The 20,560-nt window shown below is 65.0% G+C and carries 20 protein-coding genes; 7 read left to right on the forward strand and 13 right to left on the reverse strand.

What is annotated here, in order from left to right:
* Window positions 1-36: 36 nt before the first annotated feature.
* From ACSQ22_RS02260 to ACSQ22_RS02290, 7 genes are all read right to left on the reverse strand, one after another.
* A complete protein-coding gene (locus tag ACSQ22_RS02260; RefSeq protein WP_436129301.1) occupies window positions 37-2,175 on the reverse strand; it encodes a TonB-dependent receptor domain-containing protein in 2,139 nt (712 codons plus the stop codon).
* Window positions 2,176-2,454: 279 nt separating this feature from the next.
* Window positions 2,455-2,937, reverse strand: a complete 483-nt coding sequence (locus tag ACSQ22_RS02265) for a hypothetical protein (RefSeq protein ID WP_436129302.1) — start codon at window positions 2,935-2,937, stop codon at window positions 2,455-2,457.
* A gap of 45 nt (window positions 2,938-2,982) precedes the next feature.
* Window positions 2,983-3,588, reverse strand: coding sequence for a DUF3299 domain-containing protein (locus tag ACSQ22_RS02270; RefSeq protein ID WP_121420164.1), 606 nt, complete (start codon window positions 3,586-3,588; stop codon window positions 2,983-2,985).
* A gap of 147 nt (window positions 3,589-3,735) precedes the next feature.
* Window positions 3,736-3,987, reverse strand: coding sequence for a hypothetical protein (locus tag ACSQ22_RS02275; protein ID WP_121506414.1), 252 nt, complete (start codon window positions 3,985-3,987; stop codon window positions 3,736-3,738).
* A gap of 59 nt (window positions 3,988-4,046) precedes the next feature.
* Window positions 4,047-5,285, reverse strand: coding sequence for an FtsX-like permease family protein (locus ACSQ22_RS02280; RefSeq protein WP_436129303.1), 1,239 nt, complete (start codon window positions 5,283-5,285; stop codon window positions 4,047-4,049).
* Window positions 5,282-5,965, reverse strand: coding sequence for an ABC transporter ATP-binding protein (locus tag ACSQ22_RS02285; RefSeq protein ID WP_431153012.1), 684 nt, complete (start codon window positions 5,963-5,965; stop codon window positions 5,282-5,284). Before ACSQ22_RS02285 ends, ACSQ22_RS02280 begins: the two co-directional genes overlap by 4 nt.
* Window positions 5,962-6,387: a Fur family transcriptional regulator gene (locus tag ACSQ22_RS02290; RefSeq protein ID WP_436129334.1), complete on the reverse strand. Its 426-nt coding sequence runs from the start codon at window positions 6,385-6,387 to the stop codon at window positions 5,962-5,964. Before ACSQ22_RS02290 ends, ACSQ22_RS02285 begins: the two co-directional genes overlap by 4 nt.
* Before the next feature lie 384 nt (window positions 6,388-6,771).
* On the opposite strand from ACSQ22_RS02290, the gene ACSQ22_RS02295 reads away from it, so the two are divergent.
* The gene (locus tag ACSQ22_RS02295; RefSeq protein WP_436129304.1) at window positions 6,772-7,218 is read left to right on the forward strand and encodes a hypothetical protein; all 447 of its coding nucleotides are present in this window, start codon (window positions 6,772-6,774) and stop codon (window positions 7,216-7,218) included.
* A gap of 73 nt (window positions 7,219-7,291) precedes the next feature.
* On the opposite strand, the gene msrA is transcribed toward ACSQ22_RS02295, so the two are convergent.
* Window positions 7,292-7,828, reverse strand: coding sequence for a peptide-methionine (S)-S-oxide reductase MsrA (gene msrA / locus ACSQ22_RS02300; RefSeq protein ID WP_436129305.1), 537 nt, complete (start codon window positions 7,826-7,828; stop codon window positions 7,292-7,294).
* 95 nt (window positions 7,829-7,923) lie between these two features.
* Between msrA and ACSQ22_RS02305 the strand changes: the two genes are divergently transcribed.
* The 6 genes from ACSQ22_RS02305 to ACSQ22_RS02330 are packed head-to-tail and all read left to right on the forward strand — an operon-like array spanning window position 7,924 to window position 15,562.
* Entirely contained in the window at window positions 7,924-8,646 is a 723-nt protein-coding gene (locus ACSQ22_RS02305) for a TetR/AcrR family transcriptional regulator (RefSeq protein WP_436129306.1), read from the forward strand.
* 2 nt (window positions 8,647-8,648) lie between these two features.
* Window positions 8,649-9,836: an efflux RND transporter periplasmic adaptor subunit gene (locus ACSQ22_RS02310; protein ID WP_436129307.1), complete on the forward strand. Its 1,188-nt coding sequence runs from the start codon at window positions 8,649-8,651 to the stop codon at window positions 9,834-9,836.
* 24 nt (window positions 9,837-9,860) lie between these two features.
* Window positions 9,861-13,043 (forward strand): efflux RND transporter permease subunit, encoded by a 3,183-nt coding sequence (locus ACSQ22_RS02315; RefSeq protein WP_436129308.1) that lies wholly within the window; start codon window positions 9,861-9,863, stop codon window positions 13,041-13,043.
* A gap of 41 nt (window positions 13,044-13,084) precedes the next feature.
* The gene (locus tag ACSQ22_RS02320) at window positions 13,085-13,798 is read left to right on the forward strand and encodes a protein-L-isoaspartate O-methyltransferase family protein (RefSeq protein ID WP_436129309.1); all 714 of its coding nucleotides are present in this window, start codon (window positions 13,085-13,087) and stop codon (window positions 13,796-13,798) included.
* 31 nt (window positions 13,799-13,829) lie between these two features.
* Window positions 13,830-14,171, forward strand: a complete 342-nt coding sequence (locus ACSQ22_RS02325) for a rhodanese-like domain-containing protein (RefSeq protein WP_436129310.1) — start codon at window positions 13,830-13,832, stop codon at window positions 14,169-14,171.
* 56 nt (window positions 14,172-14,227) lie between these two features.
* Complete coding sequence (locus ACSQ22_RS02330; protein WP_436129311.1) at window positions 14,228-15,562, forward strand: TolC family outer membrane protein; 1,335 nt, start codon at window positions 14,228-14,230, stop codon at window positions 15,560-15,562.
* Window positions 15,563-15,698: 136 nt separating this feature from the next.
* Here ACSQ22_RS02330 and ACSQ22_RS02335 read toward each other — a convergent pair whose 3' ends face one another.
* The 5 genes from ACSQ22_RS02335 to ACSQ22_RS02355 all read right to left on the reverse strand — a co-directional run bounded on the left by ACSQ22_RS02335 (window position 15,699) and on the right by ACSQ22_RS02355 (window position 20,498).
* Window positions 15,699-16,241 (reverse strand): hypothetical protein, encoded by a 543-nt coding sequence (locus tag ACSQ22_RS02335; RefSeq protein WP_436129312.1) that lies wholly within the window; start codon window positions 16,239-16,241, stop codon window positions 15,699-15,701.
* Between the two features lie 70 nt (window positions 16,242-16,311).
* Window positions 16,312-16,770: a hypothetical protein gene (locus ACSQ22_RS02340; protein WP_436129313.1), complete on the reverse strand. Its 459-nt coding sequence runs from the start codon at window positions 16,768-16,770 to the stop codon at window positions 16,312-16,314.
* Between the two features lie 139 nt (window positions 16,771-16,909).
* Entirely contained in the window at window positions 16,910-18,253 is a 1,344-nt protein-coding gene (locus tag ACSQ22_RS02345) for a 3-deoxy-D-manno-octulosonic acid transferase (RefSeq protein ID WP_436129314.1), read from the reverse strand.
* 20 nt (window positions 18,254-18,273) lie between these two features.
* A complete protein-coding gene (locus ACSQ22_RS02350; RefSeq protein WP_436129315.1) occupies window positions 18,274-19,050 on the reverse strand; it encodes a carbon-nitrogen hydrolase family protein in 777 nt (258 codons plus the stop codon).
* Between the two features lie 59 nt (window positions 19,051-19,109).
* Window positions 19,110-20,498: a phosphomannomutase/phosphoglucomutase gene (locus ACSQ22_RS02355; protein WP_055401757.1), complete on the reverse strand. Its 1,389-nt coding sequence runs from the start codon at window positions 20,496-20,498 to the stop codon at window positions 19,110-19,112.
* Window positions 20,499-20,560: the final 62 nt, after the last annotated feature.

Genomic DNA, 20,560 nt, shown 5'->3' on the forward strand with positions numbered 1-20,560 from the left:
GCCGCTGGCTCGCTCACATCACGGCGGCGTCACCCGTCAGAACGCCACCTTCACCCCCACCGTCAGATTGCGGCCCATCAACGGCGCGGCATTCTTGATGAACGAGGTGTGCGCATACGCCAGGCGGTCCGTCAGGTTGTTCGCCTTCAGGTACACCTGCCACGGTGTGCCGGTGCTGAACTGGCCGTTGTAGCTGACGCCCAGGTTCAGCATGCCGTATCCGGGAGTGGCGCTTTCAAACTCGGCCACGCGGTTCTGGCGGGCCACCTGGACCCATTCGACCTGGCCTTCCCAAGCTTGCCAGTTGGCGTCCAGGCGGATGCCCGCGCGGGTGGCGGGGATGCGGGGAAGTCGGCCGCCGCCTGCGTCGAGCGTGGCGCGCACGGTGTCGCCGAACAGCGTGATGCCCAGGTTGCGGTTCAGGCGCTGGCGCACCTGGCCTTCGATGCCGGTGAAGGTGGCGTCGGCCTGGCTGTATTGCAGCAGTTGCAGGCCATCGACTTCATCGAGCGTGCGGCCGTAGATGTAGTTGTTGATGCGGTTGCGGAAGATGCTGACGCCAAAGGTGGTGTCGCCGCTGGTCTTCTTCAGGCTCACGTCGATGTTCTGCGAGATCTCGGACTTCAGGTCGGCGTTGCCGCGCTCATACGTGCTGGTGGCCATGTGCAGGCCCTTGGCATACAGCTCTTCGGCCGAAGGGGCGCGGCTGGCGCGGGTGAACGAGGTGCCGACCTGGTAGCCGGGCGTGAACTTCCACACCGCGCCCAGCGATGCGGAGGTGCCGTTGTGGCTGCGCTCGATGCCGCTCGTTTGCGCTTCGGCCGTCTGGCGGTCGTGGCGCAGGGCGGCTTCGAAGCGCCAGTCGCCCAGGCGGTATTCCTCCAGCGCGAAGAAGCCCAGCTTGCGGGTGATGGTGGGCTCCACGTAGGCCTCTTCGCCGTCGGCGCTGAACTTTCGCTGCGAGGTCTGCAGGCCGATCAGGCCCTTGAAGCCTGAAATGGGCTCGTGCTGCAGCTCGATGCGGGTGTCGTAGGCCTTGTTCTTGAAGGTGGTGCTGATGGCGCCGTCTTCGACTTCGTCGTGCACGTAATCCGTCACGCCCGCGCGAAGGCGCAAGGCCGAGAAGCCGGCGAAGGGGTTGCGCAGCTCGCCGCGGATGTCGAAGCGTTCGCTGCGCAGGTCCACCACAGGCACGTCGCCATGTTCTTCGGCGCCGTGGTCGTGGCCGTCTTCCTCCTCTTCGTGGGCGCCGCAGTGCAGGTGGTCGCCGTGCGTGTGGCAGCCTTCAAAGCTGTGGTTGTGGCCCGGCAGGCCGTATTTGGCGGTCTGGCGGGTGTAGGCGGCGCCCAGATAGCCGCGCTCGCCCACCCACGACAGGCCCACGCTGCCGGTGTCGGTGCGGTTGAAGCTGCCCAGCACCTTGCGGGTGGGTTCGCCCTCGGGCGCCCAGCCCTTGCCGACGCGGTAGTCGCCTGCATCGCGCGCCACGCCTTCCACATGCACGGCCAGGTTGCCAGCGCCGCCGGTCAGCGAGAAGGCACCTGCTTTTTCACCCGCGCCGGAGTTGGCGCGCAGCTCGGCGCTGCCCTCGTAGCCCTTTTGCGGGATGGCGGTGGGGATCTTGCCGTCGAGCACATTGACCACGCCGCCCACGGCGCCGTTGCCGTAGACCAGGGCCGAGGGGCCGCGCAGCACTTCGATCTGCGTGGCCAGCAGCGGCTCGGACACCACGGCGTGGTCGGGGCTGATGGTGGAGGCGTCGTGCAGCTCGGCGCCGTCGCTCAGCACCTTGACGCGCGGGCCGTCCATGCCCCGGATGATGGGGCGGCTGGCACCGGCGCCGAAGTGGCTGCTGGTGATGCCGGGCTCACTGTTCAGCGTTTCGCCCAGGGTGGCCTCGCGGCGGCGCACGAGTTCATCGCCTTCCAGCACGGTGACCGGCGTGGTCATCTCATTGGCGCCCAGTTGCAGGCCGCTGGCCGAGACGGTGACGGGCGGCAGGCTGGCGGGGGCCGCAGCGCTGTTATCGGCAGGTGCTGCCACCGGCGCGGTCTGCGCGTGCGCCACGCCGGTGCCCGTCAGCGCCAGCATGGCGGCCAGGGCCACGGGGTGGAGGGTGGGACGGGCGCGAAGAACAGCAACGGGGCGGCGAGGTTGGGATGTGGTGTGGGTCATGGTGCGGTGTGGCAACGGGTGCTTGAGCGTTTGCGGGTACGCATGCGCAGGGGCGTGAGGCATGACCGGTGATGGCGGGGCCGGCACGCAGATACATGGCTTCCACGCCCTGGGCATGAAAATTTGACTAAAAATGGCCGCCAGCGCTGTCTATCAAGCGCGAGCAGCTATGAAATCAGGAGTAAATGGGCAAAGCGCGATAGCGCAGCCCTGCAAGGCCGGGCAAGGTGTTGGTGGCCCGGCCCGCGATGCGGTGGGCGCGTAGGCGGCTTGCTGAGATCAGGCCGTGGGCGGGCCACGCGCCTGGAACAGCGCAACGTGCGGGGCGGCAGAGCGTCCGGCATGTTGTACCGGCGGTGCCTGCGCGGGCACCAGGGTGGGCAGCGCCGAGGGGGCGCTGTGCAGTGCTTCGCCCAGCGCAAGCTGGTCGAGCAAAAGGCAGTCCACGGCCGCGTGGGGGGCCAGGAGCAGTGATAGCAGCCCGTGGGTGTGGTCTGCCTCTGTGGATGTGGCCGCGTCCTCATCCGCTGCCGGCGAAGCGGCTGCGAGCCTGTGGTGTGCGTCGGCTTGCTGCCCAGCTTGCACCGCGTGACCGGCACGCATCTGCTCCAGCCCCTCCGCATGCTCCACTTGGTGCAGGCGCCCCAGCGTGGGCACCACCACCAGCGCCAGCAGCAGCCACGCCAGGGCGGCCTGCGCGGGCAGTTGCTGGCGCAGGCGGCGCCACAGGGCGGCCAGTGGGGTTGGAAACAACGGGGTCACAAGAGGAACAAGGAAGGCAGCGGGATCGGGGAAAAGGCGGCGGAATTACTTCACGGGCACCGCGTCCACCACGCGGTAGTACAGGCCATATTGGTCGTTGGGGAGCACGGTGAACTTGCCCTCCACCACCACCGGTTCCAGCGAATAGCGCACGGGAGTCTTGGCCTTGACCTCGACCATGCTCTCTGGCCCGCCCGGCGTGCAGAACGAGCAGGTCATTGGCACGGAGGTAAGTAGAAAGTGGGTCTGCGTGGGCTTGGCATCCAGCGGCACCATGAAGCCCTGGATGCGCTGCGTGGTCTTGTCCATGCCCTTTTGCGCGTCGTTGAACACGGGCAGGATGCCGTCCTTGGTGGTCTTTTTGGTCAGGTCGGTCAGCACGGACCACGGCACCACGTCATTGCGCTGGGGCAGCGGCGCAATGGGGCTGTTGGGGCTGTGGTAGCCCGCCCCGCTGCCCGACGCAACGCCCGATGGCATGGCGGTGCCCGCGCCCGCAGGCAAAGGGGACGAGAGCGCGGGTGCGGTGGTGGGCGCGGCACCGGGCGTTTTGCCGGTCGCGCGTTCAAACTCCCCCGGCGCTGGTTTGCCCGTGGGCGCAGCGGTCGGCGACTGTGCGAGTACGGCCCCAGTCCAGGCCAGCACCACCATCGCACAGGCGCGCCGGGCAGTGCGGGTGCGGCTGGCTCCGGCATCGGGTTGTGCAGCGGGATGACGGTGAGCGGGGTGGATTGCCATGGCGGGAAACCTGATCTGTAGCGTTTTCAGAAATGGTAGCGGGCCTGGAGGCCCATCGCCTCAGTGCGCGTGCTTCATGCCGCAGTATTTGCCAATAGCCAGACCCTTGCAGGCGGTCTGGAGTTCCTTCTGGCAGACGTCCTCGCCCTTGCCCGATTCGAGGCACTTGGCGGCGGCCTCGTGGGCGGCGGCCATGGCGCGGTGGCGGGCGATGTCTTCTTTGGTCTCTTTGTCGTTGTGGGCCTGGGCGTGCGCCAGGGCGCCGACGAGCAGCATGGGGGCCAAGGCAAGTGCGGTGAGGAGCTTTTTCATGGAAGGCCTTTCAGATTGGTTGGTGGACGGTTTTTAGAGGACAGAACTCGATGGCTGCATCAGGGCTGGCTTAACAGGTCGGCCACGTCCGTGCGGTACGCCTGCATGGCGGGCAGCAGCGCCGCCAGCGCCGCCACACCGGCGGCCATCAGCGGCACACCCGCTTCGGCGGGCAGCCAGATGAGGCCGGTGACAGGCAGCAGCCCCTGCGCCTGCAGTGCCCAGCCCAGGCCGTGGGCCAGGCCGTGGCCCAGCAGCAGGCCCAGCACAGACGCCATCGCGGCCAGCCACAGGGCCTCCCACAGCACCAGCCCGGCCACGCGGCCCGGGGGCGCGCCCAGCATGCGCAGCATGGCCAGATCGGCCCGGCGCTCGCGTACGGCGTTCCACAGCGCGATGAACACGCTCAGTGCGGCCACCGCCAGCAGCACGCCGCCAAAGGCGCGCAGCACGTCGGCCCCTACGCCCAGCAGGCGCATCAGGCGGGTGACCTCGATGGCGGGCGCCGCTGCCTGCATGGCGGTGTCGCTGTTGATTTGGCGCGGCAGCGTGATGGCGGCCATGGGCGTGCGGTAGCGCACCAGGGCCACGGTCACTTCGCGCTCTTCTTTCAAGATTTCCAGGTCTTCGGCATCGGTGGCCGTAGCGGTTTCGTGCACCATCCAGACGGATTCGGTACTGGTCAGGATCAGCCGGTCCAGCACGCAGCCGCAGGGCGCCAGCACGCCGCTCACACGGTAGGGGTGGTTGCCATGCGCATGCCCTCCTCCGCCCAGCCCGTGGCTGCCGATGAAGGTGGCGCCCACCAGCGGTGCGCCCGCATGGCTGCTTTTGACAATGCCACGCGCCACGCTGGCGCCCAGCACCGCGTCCATGGGTTGCTGCCACAGTGCGCCCTCAGCCAACGTTGCCTCGTAGTGCGCCACGTAGTCGGGCGTGGTGCCCACGATGCGGTAGCCCTGGTAGCTGTCGCCCAGGCTCAGCGGGATGACCTGCGCCACCAGCGGGTTCTTCTGCAGTGTCTGCACCTCTTGCAGCGGGATGTTGCCCGTGGGTACATCAATATGGAAAACGCCCGCCAGGATGAGCTGCAGCGGGCTGCCCTTGGCGCCCACTATCAGGTCGATGCCGCTCAGATCACGCTCAAACGCCTTGTCGAGCTGCGTGGCCACCAGCAGCACCAGCGTGATGGCGGCCAGGCCGAGCGTCAGCACCAGCAGGTTCAGCACAGCCGCCAAAGGCCGGGACCACAGGTAGCGCCATGACAGGCGCGCCAGTTTGAAGACTCCTGAATTCATAGCTGCTCGCGCTTATCCATCAAGCGCTGGGCGCCGATTTCATTCAAATCCAGCGTTTGCACACCGGCCAGGGCTTGGACCACACGCTGGTCGTGCGTGGCAATCACCAGGCTGGCATCACAGGCGGCGGCGCTGTGCTGCAGCAGCGCCAGCGCGTCGGCGGCGGCCTCGTCGTCCAGGCTGGCCGTGGGCTCGTCGGCCAGCAGCACCTGCGGCGCCAGCAGCACGGCCCGCGCCAGCGCCACGCGCTGCGCCTGCCCGCCCGAAAGCTGGTGCGGCTTGCGGTCGGCCAGCTCGGCCACCCCCACCTGCGCCAGCGCACGCGTGATGGCGGCATCGTCGCGTGGCAGCCCGGCCGCAAAGTAGACCAGCGCCAGGTTGTCGGCCACCGTGAGCGCGCTGCTGAGGTACAGCTTTTGCGGCAAAAAGCCGATGCTGCGGGCGCGCCAGGCATCGATCTCTGCCCCGCGCTGCGTGCCCAGCTGCGTGCCCGCCACAAACAGGTCGCCCCCGCTGGCTCCGCGCAGCCCCGCCATCAGCGCCAGCCAGGTGGACTTGCCCGAGCCCGAGCGCCCGCGCAGCAGCAAGGTGCCGCCCTGGCGCAGGTCCACATCGGGGAAGCGCAGCGGCGCGGCGCCGCCCGTGGCATAGGTGTAGGAAAGGCCTCGTGTGCGGATCATGCGGCAGCGCCCCCGGCCGGGTGGGCGCATTCAGCACATCGGCCGTGCACGGCAATGTCCACCGCCAGGCTCTCATGCCCGGCAGTGGCCAGCGCCTGCAGCACCTGCTTGAGGGCGGTCTGCACCTTGGCCGAGCCTTGCGACAGGCGGAACTGGCGGTGGCAGTCGTCGCATTCGAATCTGGGGGCTGTGCCCTCTTCGCCTTGGGGTGCCAGTGCATACCGGGTCACGCGGGCAGCGTCCACCTGCTTGTGCAGCAGGCCAGCAGCGGCAAAGCGGTCGAGCATGCGGTAAACGGTAACTTTGTTGACGGGGGCGCCAGCGGTGGCGAGGGCGGCTTCTACTTCGGGTTCGGAGAGCGCCGCGTCAGGCCGGGCCTCGTACAGCACCGCCAGCGCCCGTGTGGCGCGGGTGGCGCGCATGCCCGGGGGGAGCGACCAAAGGCGGTGTGGGGATGAAGAAGATGGGGTGGAGGGCATGGCGAGATGCGGCGGCAGGTGATGTCTGTAACGCAATCGGTTTGCATTATGCCTTCGTGCTGGCCCTCCCCCAACTGAAACCCCTGAATGAAATGGCAGAGGACTGACGGCTGCAGCGACATGGTTGGCGATGGAGCCGTTCAACACAGAGAAGCGCCTCAGGTTGGATGGACCTTTTGGCTGAGTCTTTCAGGCGTGCCTCCATGGCATGCCCGTGATGCATATCAATTGTGAGGCTCAAGCCCTGACCATAATTCCTAATTTCCCCAATCGTTCACTTCATTCGACATATTGAGTTGAATACCGTCTGGATAAGGTCCAACCAAAATGCAAGCACTGCTATTACCACTTCATCTCACGTTTGTCGGTCTTTGGCTCGGTTGTGTTCTTACCGAAGCCCTTTTTGAACGCGCGTTGTTGGGTCAAGGTGGTGACAAGGAACTCATTCTTTCGGCACTTCACAAGCGCGTGGATATTTTCATTGAAATACCCACCTTCACCATGGTTTTGGCTACAGGTGCAATGCTGTTGGCTACCGCCCCAAAAACCCCGATCCTCTACGCCAAGCTTGGTTTTGCCTTGATAGCCATTGCCACCAATACCTATTGCGTATATCTGGTCTTCAAGCGCCATCGACTTGCCGTGCAAGGTCATTGGCAAGCGTTTGACGCCGTAGATCATCTGCAACACAAAATGGGAGCCATCGTCTTGGCGGGAATAATATTCGCGCTGGGGCTGGGGCTTTATTTGCTCCACCCGACTGCCAATGGATAGATTGACTAGTTAATCTATCCATTGGCTTGGACCCGTGTTGGTTTTGCTGCCGAGAAGACTGCTCGGCGGTCTCTCAACCCTTCAAATACCGCGCAAACGTCTTGCGAAACTTCTCCACCTTCGGCCCCACCACAAACGCGCAATACCCCGCGTTCGGATTGTTCGCAAAGTAGTCCTGGTGATACGCCTCGGCCGTGCTGTAGTTCTGCAGCGGCTTCACCTCGGTGGTGATCGGTGCACCAAACAGCTTGTCTTGCGACATCTGGCGAATCATGTCGTTGGCAATGTCACCGTGCGCAGGGTCTTCGTAATAGATGCCGCTGCGGTACTGGGTGCCCACGTCGTTGCCCTGGCGGTTGAGGGTGGTCGGGTCGTGGGTATGGAAGAAGATTTCCAGGATCTCCTGGAGGCTGATCTCGTCGGCGTCAAACGTCAGGCGCACCACCTCGGCGTGGCCGGTGTCGCCCCGGCAGATTTGTTCGTAGCTGGGGTTCAGCGTGTGGCCGTTGGTGTAGCCGCTTTCCACGTCGGTGACGCCGCGCACGCGGTCGAAGACCGCCTCAGTGCACCAGAAACAGCCGCCGCCCAGGGTGATGGTTTGCAAAGTCATGGTGGTCCTTGGGTTCAAACTTGACCATTATGAATTGACGCCCTATCCCGTGCTTGCTACATTACTAACCGGTCAGTCATTAACGAAGCCCTTCCTTGCCTTCCACCTCCCTTCCCCCCACCGCCACCGTCGGCACCAAACGCGAGCGCCGCAAGGAAGCCCGCCCGGGTGAGCTGCTGGAGGCCGCGCTGGACCTGTTTGTCGAAAAAGGGTTTGCCGCGACACGGGTGGATGAAGTGGCGGCCCGTGCAGGCGTCTCCAAGGGCACGCTGTTTTTGTATTTTCCCAGCAAGGAAGAGCTTTTCAAGGCGGTGGTGCGCCAGAACATCGCGGGCCGTTTTGAAGAGTGGCGGGATGAGCTTGATTCCTTTGTCGGCACCACCAGCGATCTGCTGCGGTACTGCTACCAGGTGTGGTGGGAGCGCATAGGCGCCACCAAGGCCTCGGGTATCACCAAGCTGATGTTCAGCGAGGCCCAGAATTTCCCGGAGATCACCGAGTTCTACCAGCAGGAGGTGATTCTGCCGGGGCAGGCGCTGATCCGCCGCATCGTCGAACGCGGCATCGAGCGCGGCGAGTTCCGCCCCGTGCCACTGGACTACATCGTGCATGTGGTTCTGGCGCCCATGATCTTCCTCATGATGTGGAAACACTCGGTGGGGGCCTGTATTCCAGACTCGCTGGGCCTGCGGCCTGAGTTGTATATCGATGCCCAGATCGACAATGTGCTGAACGGGCTGCTGGTGCGGCCCGACCCTTCTTCTCCCGTGCCCTCCCCCTCTCACATTTCTTCTGCGCCGCCCTCACGCGGCTCCTGACCATGAAACGCTGGATTCCCTGGATGGTGGTAGCCGTCGTTGTTGTCTTGCTCGGCGGCGGCGTGTGGCGGGCCATGGCGGCGCGGCAGGCGCAGCAAAAGGCATTGGCCGAAACCACGGCCCAGCGCGCCCAGGCGCCGCTGCAACTGGCAGCCCAAGAGGTGTTGTCGGTGCGGCGGCAGAACCTGGCGCTTGGCGTGCCCGTATCGGGCGCCTTGCGGGCGGTGGACTCGGCGATGGTCAAGGCGCGCGTGGGCGGTGAGTTGCAGGGGCTGACGGTGCGCGAAGGCGACAGCGTGAAGGCCGGGCAGGAAGTGGCCCGCATCGACCCCACCGAGGCGCGCGCTCGTCTGCGCCAAGCGCAGCAGCAGGCCGACGCCGCCAAAGCCCAGGTGGATATCAACCAGCGCCAGTACACCAACAACCGCGCGCTGGTGGACCAGGGATTCATCTCGGCCACGGCGCTGGTTACCTCGCAAGCCAGCCTCGAGTCTGCGCAGTCCAACCACCAGGCCGCAATGGCCGCCGCCGACGTGGCCCGCAAGGCACTGGAAGACACCGTGCTCAAGAGCCCCATCAGCGGTCAGGTTGCGCAGCGGCTGGCCCAGCCCGGCGAGCGCGTGGCAGTGGACGCCCGCATCATCGAGGTGGTGGACCTGTCGCGGCTGGAGCTGGAAGCGCTGCTCAACCCGGCGGATTCCGTGGCAGTGCAGGTGGGCCAGAAGGCGCAGCTCACCATTGAGGGCATGCCAGCCCCGGTGCCTGCCACCGTGGTGCGCATCAACCCCAGCGCCCAGGCAGGCAGCCGCACGGTGCCCGTCTACCTGCGGGTAGAGCAAGCCCCCGGCGCCACGCCGCTGCGGCAAGGCCTGTTTGTGCAGGGAACGCTCGATACCGGGCGGGCCGACGTGCTGGCCGTGCCGCTGGACGCCGTGCGCACCGACAAGCCCGCCCCCTACCTCCAAACCTTGAAAGATGGCCGCGTGGTCTATGCACCCGTCAAGACCGGAACCCGCGCCGTGGTGGGCGGTCAGACCCTGGTGGCGGTCGAAGGTGTGCCCGAAGGCACGGTGGTGATTGCGGGCCGGATCGGCCTGCTGCGCGAGGGCACGGCCGTGGCGGTGGCTGCATCAGCTGCGACAGCCGCTGCTGCACCTGCATTGGCAGCGGCATCCCGCGCTGCTCCCTGATCACCCTGACTACCCCGACCCGCCATGTGGTTCACCAAAGTCAGCCTCAAAAACCCCGTGTTCGCCACGATGGTGATGCTTGCCATCGTCGTGCTTGGCCTGTTCTCCTACCAGCGCCTCAAAGTCGATCAGTTCCCCAACATCGACTTTCCGGTGGTGGTGGTCACCGTGGACTACCCCGGTGCGTCGCCTGAAATCGTCGAGAGCGAAGTCACCAAGAAGATCGAGGAAGGCGTCAACTCGATTGCAGGCATCAACGCCCTGACCTCGCGCAGCTACGAAGGCACGGCCGTTGTCATCATCGAGTTTCAGCTCCACATCGACGGCCGCAAGGCCGCCGAGGACGTGCGCGAAAAGGTGGCCACCGTGCGCCCCCAGCTGCGCACCGAGGTCAAGGAACCCCGCGTGCTGCGCTTTGACCCGGCCAGTCGCGCCGTGTGGTCGCTCGCAGTGCTGCCGGACGAAAAATCCGGTCGCAGCGCTGTCGAGCTGACCACCTGGGCCGAGCAGATTCTGAAGAAACGCCTGGAGAACGTGCGCGGCGTGGGCGCCGTGAACCTGGTGGGCGCCACCAAGCGCGAGATCAACATCTACCTGAACCCGCAGGCGCTCGAAGCGTTTGGCGTGACCCCCGACCAGGTGGCGCAGGCCGTGCGCAACGAGAACCAGGACCTGCCCGTGGGCTCCATCCGGTCCCTCGCGCAAGAGCGCGTGGTGCAGATCGACGCTCGCATGGAACGCCCCGAAGACTTCGGCAAGATCATCGTCGCCCGCAAGAACGGAGCGCCGGTCCGGCTTGACCAGGTGGCCCGCGTCAACGACGGCGCGCAGGAGGTTGAAAGCCTGGCCCTGTACAACGGCCAGCGCACGTTGCTGCTGTCGGTGCAGAAGTCGCAGGGCGAAAACACCATCGAGGTGGTGGACGGCCTGAACGCCGCTGTGGTGGAGCTGAAGAACCAGCTGCCCCCCGGCGTGCGGCTGGAGACCATTGGCGACAGCGCCCGCCCGATCCGCGTGGCGGTGAACAACGTGCGCCAGACATTGATCGAGGGGGCCATCCTCACGGTGCTCATCGTGTTCCTGTTCCTGAACTCCTGGCGCTCCACCGTGATCACCGGGCTGACGCTGCCGATTGCGCTGATCGGCACGTTCCTGTTCATGAACATGTTCGGCTTCACCATCAACATGATCACGCTGATGGCGCTGAGCCTGTGCGTGGGCCTGTTGATCGACGATGCCATCGTGGTGCGCGAGAACATCGTGCGCCACGTGCAGATGGGCAAAGGCGCCTACGCAGCCGCCATGGACGGCACGCAGGAGATTGGCCTGGCGGTGCTGGCCACCACGCTGTCCATCGTGGCGGTGTTCATGCCCATTGGCTTCATGGGCGGCATCATCGGCAAGTTTTTCCACGAGTTCGGCATCACCATCGTGGCGGCGGTGATGATCTCGATGTTTGTGAGCTTCACGCTCGACCCCATGCTGTCGAGCATCTGGCACGACCCGAGCATCCATGCCCACGGCCAGAAGATCGAGCCCGTCACCTTCTACGACAAGACCATTGGCCGCGTCACGGGCTGGTTCGACCGTGCCACCGATGCATTGGCCGAGGGCTACCAGCGCATCCTGCGGTGGTCGCTGGTGCACAAGCTGACCACCATGGCGATTGCGCTGGCCATCTTTGTGCTGAGCATCTTCATGGTGCCGCTGTTGGGCACCGAGTTCGTGCCCAAGGCCGACTTCTCCGAAACCTCGCTCAATTTCTACACCCCCGTGGGTTCGTCGCTGGAGGCCACCGAGGCCAAGGCACAACAGGTGGAGGGCATCCTGCGCGAGATGCCGGAAGTGCGCTACACACTGGCCACCATCAACACCGGCAGCGCCCAGGGCAAGATCTACGCCAACATCTACGTGCGCCTGGTGGACCGCAAGGACCGCAGCCGCAGCGTGGACCAGATGTCCGACGTGCTGCGGGAACGCCTCAAGACCGTGCCCGGCATCACCATCACCCACGTGGGCCTGCTGGACGCCGTGGGTGGCAACAAGCAGGTGGAGTTCTCGCTGCAAGGCCCCGACCTGCAGGAACTGGAGCGCCTGACCAAGGTGGTCACCGAAAAAATTCGCGACATTCCCGGGCTGGTGGACCTGGACACCAGCGCCAAGCCCAACAAGCCGGTGATCGCACTGGAGGTCAAGCGCGACGTAGCGTCGGACCTGGGCCTGTCGGTGGCGCCCATGGCAGCATCGCTGCGCACCCTGGTGGCAGGCACCACGGTGGGCAACTGGCGTGCCCCGGATGACCAGACCTACGATGTGAACGTGCGCCTGGCCCCCGAAGCCCGCACCCAGCCCGCCGACCTGGAGCGCCTGCCCTTTGCCCTGGCGGCCACCGACGGCACTACGCGCATCGTGCGCCTGAACCAGGTAGCGAGCGTGACCGAATCCACCGGCGCCAACCAGATCAACCGCCGCGACCTGACCCGCGAAGTGGCGGTGAACGCCAACGTGGCAAAGCGCTCGGCCGGTGAAGTGTCGAACGACATCAAGAAGGCGCTGGAGGAAGTGAGCTTCCCGCCCGGCTATCGCTACCAGTTCAGCGGCTCCACCAAGAACATGGCCGAGTCCTTTGGCTATGCCATTTCGGCCCTGGCCATGGCGATCATCTTCATCTACATGATCCTGGCGAGCCAGTTCAAGAGCTTCTTGCAGCCGCTGGCGCTCATGACCTCGCTGCCGCTCACGCTGATTGGCGTGGTGCTGGCGCTGTTGATGTTTCGCTCCACGCTGTCGATGTTCTCCATCATTGGCGTGGTGATGCTGATGGGGCTGGTCACCAAGAACGCCATCTTGCTGGTGGACTTTGCCATCCGTGCCCGCGAGGAGCATGTGAACGACCAGGGCCAGACCGTGCCCGGCCTGCCCCGTGCCGACGCCTTGCTGCTGGCCGCCCGGGTGCGGCTGCGCCCGATTCTGATGACCACTCTGGCCATGATCTTCGGCATGGTGCCACTGGCGTTCGCGTTGTCCGAAGGCTCGGAGCAGCGCGCGCCCATGGGCCAGGCTGTGATTGGCGGGGTCATTACCTCTTCCCTCTTGACCCTGGTGGTGGTGCCGGTGGTGTATTGCTACATGGACGACTTGGCCCAGTGGGCCCTTCGCAAGATGGGACGCGCCCCGGCAGCGCCTAAAATCGAAGGTTTGTCCTGATCGTCCCGATCGGCCTTGCATCTGCCCCACGGAGAAATCCCATGAACCTGCCCCTGAACACGTCCGCCAACATCAGCGACCCTATTGCCCAGGCCCGCTACAACATGATCGAGCAGCAGATCCGCCCCTGGAATGTGCTCGACGCTGACGTGCTCGACCTGCTGGCGGTGGTCCGCCGCGAAGACTTTGTTCCCCCGGCCTACCGCAGCCTGGCCTTCATGGACATCGAAGTGCCCCTGCTGGGCAACGACGCCGAAGAGGCCGTGCGCCTGGGCCACAGCATGCTGCAGCCGCGCGTCGAGGCACGCATCCTGCAAGACCTGCAAATCCAGCCAACAGACCGCGTGCTGGAGATCGGTGCAGGTTCGGGCTACATGGCCGCCCTGCTGGCCGCCCGCGCCGAGCGCGTGGTGTCGCTCGAAATCAACCCCGAACTCGCCGAAATGGCCCGTGAGAACCTGCGCGATGCGGGTGTTCAAAACGCCGATGTGCGCCTGAACGACGGCGCCCGCGACGCCATTCCCGACGGCCCGTTCGACGTGATCGTACTCAGCGGCTCGGTGGCCGAAGTGCCCACCGCCCTGCTCTCGCTGCTCAAGGACGGTGGCCGTCTGGGCGCCATCGTGGGCGGCGAGCCCGTGATGCGTTTCACCCTGACCCGCCGCACCGGCGACCGTTTCGAGACCACCTCGCCCTGGGACACCATCGCCCCGCGCCTGGTGAACTTCCCGGAACCTTCCGGCTTTACGTTCTGACCCTGTTGTTCGGCTTTCTTCGGAGTTCTGCATGATCGATCACGTCCGCCCCGCCCAGCTGTCTGCCTGGTTTGCCTCCGCGCCCGAAGGCAGTCAGCCCCTGGTGCTGGACGTGCGCGAACCCTGGGAGCTGCAGACCGCCAGCGTGCGCGCCGACGGGTTTGAACTGGTGGCCATCCCCATGGGCGAATTGCCCGGGCGACTGGCCGAGCTGGACCCCGCCCGCCCCATTGCGTGCCTGTGCCACCACGGCGCACGCAGCCTGCGGGTGGCATCGTTCCTGCAACACAACGGGTTTGAACAGTTGGCCAATATCACCGGTGGCATTGATGCCTGGCCGCACGAAAACGACCCCACCGTGCCCCGCTATTGATCACGCCCCTGGCACCCGCTCTCCCATCGAACCGCAGACTCTTCCGAAGGACCCCCATGACTCCGCACCGGCCCCTCTCCCTGTCACTTCTGTCCCTGGCGCTCGGCGCGGCGCTGAGCGCCCCGGCGCATGCCCAGAGCCTGCTGGAGCTGGTGGAATCGGCACGCACCTATGACACGACCTGGCAGTCGGCCCGAGCCCAGCTCGACGCAGCATCCCGCCGCGCCGACCAGGCCCGCGCCGGCCTTCTGCCCAGCGCCGCGCTCACGGCCGGGCTCAGCCGCGCCAATGTGGAACTGAGCCGCCCTCCCGTGGAGAACACCGGCACCACACAGACGGTGGGCGTGCAGGCCTCGCAACCGCTGTACCGCCCCGCCAACCGCATCACGCTGGAGCAAGGCCAGCGCGGCATTGACGTGGCCCAGGCGCAGCTGGATGCCGCCACGCAAGACCTGCTGGTGCGCGTGAGCCAGGCCTACTTTGACGTGCTGGCCGCGCAGGACACCCTGGCCTTCGTGCAGGCGCAAAAAGCCGCCGTGTCGGAGCAACTGGCCTCCGCCAAGCGCAACTTCGAGGTGGGCACCACCACCGTCACCGATTCGCGCGAGGCCCAGGCCCGCTACGACCTGGTGGTGGCCCAGGAAATCGCGGCCGAAAACGACCTGCGCGTGAAACGCCTGGCACTGGACCAGCTGGTGGGCATCACCGGCACCAAGCCCCAGCCGCTGGCGCTGCCCGTGCAACTGCCCACGGTGCAGCCCGACAACGTGACCACCTGGGTGGACACTGCACGCGACCAGCAGCCCGGCGTGCGCCAGGCCGCCATCGCGCTGGACATTGCCCGCCTTGAAACCAAAAAGGCCGAAACCGGCCACCTGCCCACCCTGGACCTGCAGGTGGGCTACAACGTCACGCGCAATCCGAATGGCACCATCACGGCGCCCGGCGTGAACAACCGCACCAACAGCGCCAGCGTGGGCGTGGCCTTCAATCTGCCGCTGTTTGCCGGATTTGCGGTGCAAAACCGCGTGAAGGAAACCCTGGCGCTCGAAGAAAAGGCCAGCGCCGACCTGGAGACCACGCGCCGCAACGTGGCCCAGGCCACGCGCGCCGCCTTCTTTGGCGTGCAGTCGGGCCAGGGCCAGGTGCAGGCCCTGGAGGCTGCCGAAGCCTCCAGCCAGAGTGCGCTCGATGCCAACAAGCTCGGTTACCAGGTGGGCGTGCGCATCAACATCGACGTGCTCAATGCCCAAAGCCAGCTCTTCCAGACCAAGCGCGACCTGGCCCAGGCCCGCTACAACGTGCTGCTCGGCACGCTGAAATTGCGCCAGGCGGCGGGCACGCTGACGCAGCAGGACGTTGAGGCGATCAACGCCTTGCTGGTGAAGTAGTAAAAAACTTGTGAGGGCGTCCCCAGGGCGCCTACATGATGCACCAATCGACGTTTTGGAGCCGCTCGGGTCACGACATATCAGAAGCTGCGCTCCAATAATCTCGTTTGATTAATACTCATCCATATAGGCAACCCTATTCGGAGTGTCTTTGCAAAAACACGGCTCCCGTCAACTCCTGATGCTTGACGAGACTTGCGTCTAACGGACGATATACCCAGTACACAATAATAGACTCCTTTCGAAGTAGCTCATTTATTCCAGGGAAGCGTTCTTCGAGATCAACGTTGCCTATCAAAGACGCACCTGAATCGATCACGATTTCAGTCAAACTGTGAAATAAGGCTCCAGCGGGCCTGATTGGTGTCAACGCTTCATCGCCCTCTTCCAAGTTACCGCTGAAACCAACAAGTCGAGCAGCTGACACTCCGTCTACCCAGGGCAGTGCGCCTTGAAAAATCACCTTCGAATCGGAGCTGATATTTTTCAGCTCCATTCTTAGTCGAGGGCCAACCAAGCCCTTGGCTGGTGTCACCGCTAGAGCAAAAGCGGGTGTTTCTGCCGCCACCGCCAAATTTGAAAGCAGACTTGCAAGGACCATTGCAAACAAATTCGCAGTTGTCAGTCCAACGCTGCGGCGGATCTCCAATTTAAGCGCCCCCAAAATATTCGACTCCATCAATTCGATTGATCGATCGAGTTTTAAATCATGAATCTGCTTTTAGGCGTAGCCAGATTCCCACGCAGAATTACCTATGCACTTCCGTCTTGCGGCGCAGATCATCAAATATTGGCAGCGAATTTTCGATCTCATCACTAAGAACGGCGAAACCATTTGCAAGAGTATTCAAGTTCGGGCAAGTTTTTGGAAGTGCAGCTCCTTCGGCATACTTGCAAATCAATTCTGCAATACCATTATTTGCGTACTCAATGTACTGAACAACCTTTCCTTTGCTAAAAATTATCTGCATCGTAATGCGACCTTTGGAATCCCACATGGTCTGGCAGCCGGTAGAGACAATAAAATTTTTTGGTGACACGTAAACTGGCAAACCCGCGACAAAGTTAACGCTCGCCGACTCATTCAATATCGAATGTTCACAATTTGATTTCTTGTCAAGAGAAGCCGCAATACATCCGCCAGAAGCTATTGCTGAAGCCAATGTAATAGCTACAGTATTGCGAACCCAGGATAGGAAGCTGCTCATTTTTTGCACTCACAAATCTACGTGTATTTTGCAATCAGCGGATTGGGTGCATTTACTGTATCTCTCAGCGCATTTGCGGCGGCAGTCCGTCACCGCTCCGGCAGACCGATGCTGTAGCAGGTACCGAAGGGGCACCCTATCAACGTGCGTCGGGTTGTACGATTTCCAAAATTGCCTGCACTGTGGCCCGCGCTGCCCCCCGGTGCGCCGTGGCAAAAAGCGTGGCTCGCTCACTGGCGGCAGCCTGCTGCGCGGCAACCGTGGCTAAATCAGTGGCCACTGCCATGCCTGCGGCCATATCGGGCACGCGCTGCGCAGCCCCTGCCGCGCAGGCCAGCTCGGCGGCCTCGGCAAAGTTGAAGGTATGCGGCCCCAGCACCACAGGGCAGCCGCAGGCGGCGGCCTCGATCAGGTTCTGGCCGCCCAGGGGGGCAAAACTGCCACCCAGCAAGGCCACATCGGCCAGGCCGTAGTACAGCGCCATTTCGCCCAGTGAATCCCCCAGCCACACTTCGGCCGCCTCGGGTTCTGCCGCCCAGTGGCTGCGGCGCGATACGGTGAGCCCAGCGCGCTGGAGCAGCTGTTGCACCTCGTCAAACCGCTGGGGGTGGCGCGGCACGATGAGCCACTGCACGCTGACCGCTATATTATTGATAGCTTCTTGCGCTTTCCCATCAAGCGCTGGCGCCTGTTTTGGCTTGAAGTTTTCGAGCCACATCGCCTCCTCGCCCTCCCGGCTGCTGGCCAGCAGCACCACGGGGCGCCCGGTGTGGGTGTGCCAGGCCCGACCTTGGGCGATCTGGCGGGCGTCGGGCACCACGTCAAACTTGAGATTGCCAAACACGCCGCGCACCGGGGCGCCGATGGCCCGCAGGCGGGTGGCGTCGTCTTCGGTCTGGGCCCAGGCAGCGGTTAACCCCCCATAGGCGGGCCGGGCCAGCGCTGCCAGGCGCTGGGCCTTGTGCAGCGACTTGGCGTTGAAACGCGCATTGGCCAGCACCAGCGGCACGCCACGCTGGTGGCAGCCCGCCACCAGGTTGGGCCAGACCTCGGTTTCCATGAGGATGCCGATGGCCGGGCGAAAGGTGCGCAGAAAGCGCGCCACGGCGCCCGGTGTATCCCAGGGCTGCCACACTTGCACGTCGCCGGGCAGCAGAAGCTTTTCGCCCTCGGCCCGCCCGGTGGCCGTGCCGTGGGTGAGCAGCAGACGCATGCCCGGAAGCTGCTCGCGCAGCTGGGCCAGCAAGATGGCGGCGGCGCGGGTTTCGCCCAGCGATACGGCGTGGACCCAGACAAACTGGCCTATCGGATCAACGCTGTGGTGCGACACCATGCTGTCCATGGGCACCGGATAACGACCAAAACGCTCGCCCACCGCATGGGCATAGCCAGGTTCGGCCACGGCGCGGCGGCGCAGCTTGCGGCGCAGCAGGGGCTGCGCGCACCAGGTCACCAGCGAATACAGGGCGCGGGCAGCGTTCATGCGGGGGATCGATCAGCGGATCAGCCGACCAGCTCCACCACCCCGCCCGTCCAGCCGCTGTCGCCCCGTGCCGCCCACACCAGGCTGGGGCTGTCATCGGGCGCGGCTGCCACGCAGTGGCCACCGGGTGCCCAGAAGGCACTGCGGCCCGCACTCACGTAGCCGCCAGAGGGCCCGCTGTAGTTGGCCACCAGCACTGCCATGTCGTGGTCGCGGGCATAGCCTTGCAGCAGAGCCGATTCGGCCCCATAGGCCTTCTCGGAAATCAGCACGCCCGCCGCGTAGAGCGCGGCGCCCGCATTGCTGGCGGCCATTGCGTGTTCGGGATGGGTGATGTCGGCACACACGGCCAGCGCCGTGGGTTCACCGGCCAGCAACAGCACCTGGGCGTCGTCGGTGCCAGCACTGGCGAACCGCTCCTCGCTCGGGTGCAGGTGGCGCTTGCGGTACAGCGCCACACTGCCGTCGGCCCCGAGCACCCAGGCGCCAATGGCGGGCAAGGCGCCCGCCACCACCGGCGCAGCCGGGGCGCCCACCACCAGGGTGATGCCATGTTGCTGAGCAGACTGCCGCAAGGGAGCCAGCGCGGGATGGTCGGCCGACAGCACGTTGGCCGCCAGCAGGTTCGGTTCATACCCCGTGAGCGACAGCTCGGGAAACACCAGCACCAGCACACGTTCGTGCACCGCCGTCCGCACAAAGGCCAGGTGCGTTTGCACGTTGCGCGCCACATCACCCGGCGCCGAGGGCGACTGGGCAGCGGCAACACGCAAGGGGGTGGACAGTGACGGTTTCATGCGGGGCGGTTCAACAACAAATACAGAAAGAGGGGCGCGGCGGGTTCGACGATACGGCGTCAGTGGCTGGCGGCGCCCACGTGCGCATCGGGCTTGACGCGGTGCAGCAGGGCCAGCATGGCCGCTTCGATGCGGGCCAGGGCCTCGGTGGTGTGGCCCTCAAAGCGCAGCACCAGCACCGGCGTGGTGTTGCTGGCGCGGATCAGGCCAAAACCGTCGGGCCAGTCCACGCGCAGGCCATCGATGGTGCTGATCTGAGAGGGCGCGGCAAAGGTCTCTGCAGCCAGGGCCTGCAGCTCGGCCGTGAGGCGGTGGGGTTCGCCCTCGGCGCAGGCCACGTTCAGCTCGGGGGTGGAGAAACTGGTGGGCAGCGCGTTGAGCACGGCGCTCGGGTCGGTGGACTTGCTCAGGATTTCCAGCAGGCGGCAGCCCGCGTAGGTGCCGTCGTCAAAGCCGTACCAGCGCTCCTTGAAGAAGATGTGGCCACTCATCTCGCCGCCCAGCGGGGAGTGGGTCTCCTTCATGCGGGCTTTGATGAGCGAGTGGCCGGTCTTGAACATCACCGGCACGCCGCCAGCGGCCGCAATGGCAGGCGCCAGGCGCTGGGTGCACTTCACGTCGAAGATGATCTCGCCGCCGGGCACGCGCGAGAGCACGTCTTGCGCAAACAGCATCATCTGGCGGTCGGGGAAGATGTTGGTGCCGTCCTTGGTCACGATCCCTAGGCGGTCGCCATCGCCATCAAACGCCAGGCCCAGCTCGGCGTCGCTGGCCTTCAGGGCCTCGATCAAGTCACGCAGGTTCTCGGGCTTGCTCGGGTCGGGGTGGTGGTTGGGGAAGTTGCCATCCACCTCGGAGAACAGCTCGATCACTTCGCAGCCCAGGGCGCGGAAGATGTCCGGCGCCGAGGCGCCCGCGATGCCGTTGCCGCAGTCCACCACGATCTTGATCGGGCGGGCCAGTTTCACATCGCCCACGATGCGTTCGCGGTACGCGGGCAGCACGTCCACATGGCGCACCGAGCCGCCGGGCAGCAGCTGCCAGGTTTCCTGCTCCATGGTGCGGCGAAGCTGCTGGATCTCTTCGCCATAGATGGCGCGGCCGTTCAGCACCATCTTGAAGCCGTTGTAGTCCCTGGGGTTGTGGCTGCCGGTGACCTGGATGCCGCTGGCACACAGCGTGCTGGCTGCAAAGTACAGCAGCGGCGTGGTCACCAGGCCCACATCGATCACCTCGATGCCCGCCTCCACCAGCCCCTGGATCAGCGCACCCGAGATGGCCGGGCCCGACAGGCGCCCGTCGCGCCCCACCGCCACGGTGGTCTGCCCCTCGGCGCGGGCTGCCGTGCCAAAGGCCCGGCCCAGGCCGAGCGCAACTTCTTCGTTGAGCGTGGACGGCACAATGCCGCGGATATCGTAGGCTTTGAAAATGGCGGGTGTGGGCTGCACGCAGGGGCCTTTCGCGTAGGGAGTTGGGCTGTTTTTGGAAGTCCGCTGCATTGTAGGCGCGC

It is taken from the genome of Acidovorax sp. LjRoot38 (assembly GCF_964252975.1).
Lineage (GTDB): Bacteria > Pseudomonadota > Gammaproteobacteria > Burkholderiales > Burkholderiaceae_C > Acidovorax > Acidovorax facilis.

Coding starts and splice junctions, on each gene's coding strand:
- ACSQ22_RS02260 (WP_436129301.1), bottom strand. CDS start 2,175: ATGACCCACACCACATCCCAACCTCGCCGCCCCGTTGCTGTTCTTCGC.
- ACSQ22_RS02325 (WP_436129310.1), top strand. CDS start 13,830: ATGATCGATCACGTCCGCCCCGCCCAGCTGTCTGCCTGGTTTGCCTCC.
- ACSQ22_RS02270 (WP_121420164.1), bottom strand. CDS start 3,588: ATGGTGGTGCTGGCCTGGACTGGGGCCGTACTCGCACAGTCGCCGACC.
- ACSQ22_RS02345 (WP_436129314.1), bottom strand. CDS start 18,253: ATGAACGCTGCCCGCGCCCTGTATTCGCTGGTGACCTGGTGCGCGCAG.
- ACSQ22_RS02340 (WP_436129313.1), bottom strand. CDS start 16,770: ATGAGCAGCTTCCTATCCTGGGTTCGCAATACTGTAGCTATTACATTG.
- ACSQ22_RS02310 (WP_436129307.1), top strand. CDS start 8,649: ATGAAACGCTGGATTCCCTGGATGGTGGTAGCCGTCGTTGTTGTCTTG.
- ACSQ22_RS02280 (WP_436129303.1), bottom strand. CDS start 5,285: ATGAATTCAGGAGTCTTCAAACTGGCGCGCCTGTCATGGCGCTACCTG.
- ACSQ22_RS02315 (WP_436129308.1), top strand. CDS start 9,861: ATGTGGTTCACCAAAGTCAGCCTCAAAAACCCCGTGTTCGCCACGATG.
- ACSQ22_RS02350 (WP_436129315.1), bottom strand. CDS start 19,050: ATGAAACCGTCACTGTCCACCCCCTTGCGTGTTGCCGCTGCCCAGTCG.
- ACSQ22_RS02320 (WP_436129309.1), top strand. CDS start 13,085: ATGAACCTGCCCCTGAACACGTCCGCCAACATCAGCGACCCTATTGCC.
- ACSQ22_RS02330 (WP_436129311.1), top strand. CDS start 14,228: ATGACTCCGCACCGGCCCCTCTCCCTGTCACTTCTGTCCCTGGCGCTC.
- ACSQ22_RS02335 (WP_436129312.1), bottom strand. CDS start 16,241: ATGGAGTCGAATATTTTGGGGGCGCTTAAATTGGAGATCCGCCGCAGC.
- ACSQ22_RS02290 (WP_436129334.1), bottom strand. CDS start 6,387: ATGCGCGCCACCCGCGCCACACGGGCGCTGGCGGTGCTGTACGAGGCC.
- msrA (WP_436129305.1), bottom strand. CDS start 7,828: ATGACTTTGCAAACCATCACCCTGGGCGGCGGCTGTTTCTGGTGCACT.
- ACSQ22_RS02275 (WP_121506414.1), bottom strand. CDS start 3,987: ATGAAAAAGCTCCTCACCGCACTTGCCTTGGCCCCCATGCTGCTCGTC.
- ACSQ22_RS02285 (WP_431153012.1), bottom strand. CDS start 5,965: ATGATCCGCACACGAGGCCTTTCCTACACCTATGCCACGGGCGGCGCC.
- ACSQ22_RS02295 (WP_436129304.1), top strand. CDS start 6,772: ATGCAAGCACTGCTATTACCACTTCATCTCACGTTTGTCGGTCTTTGG.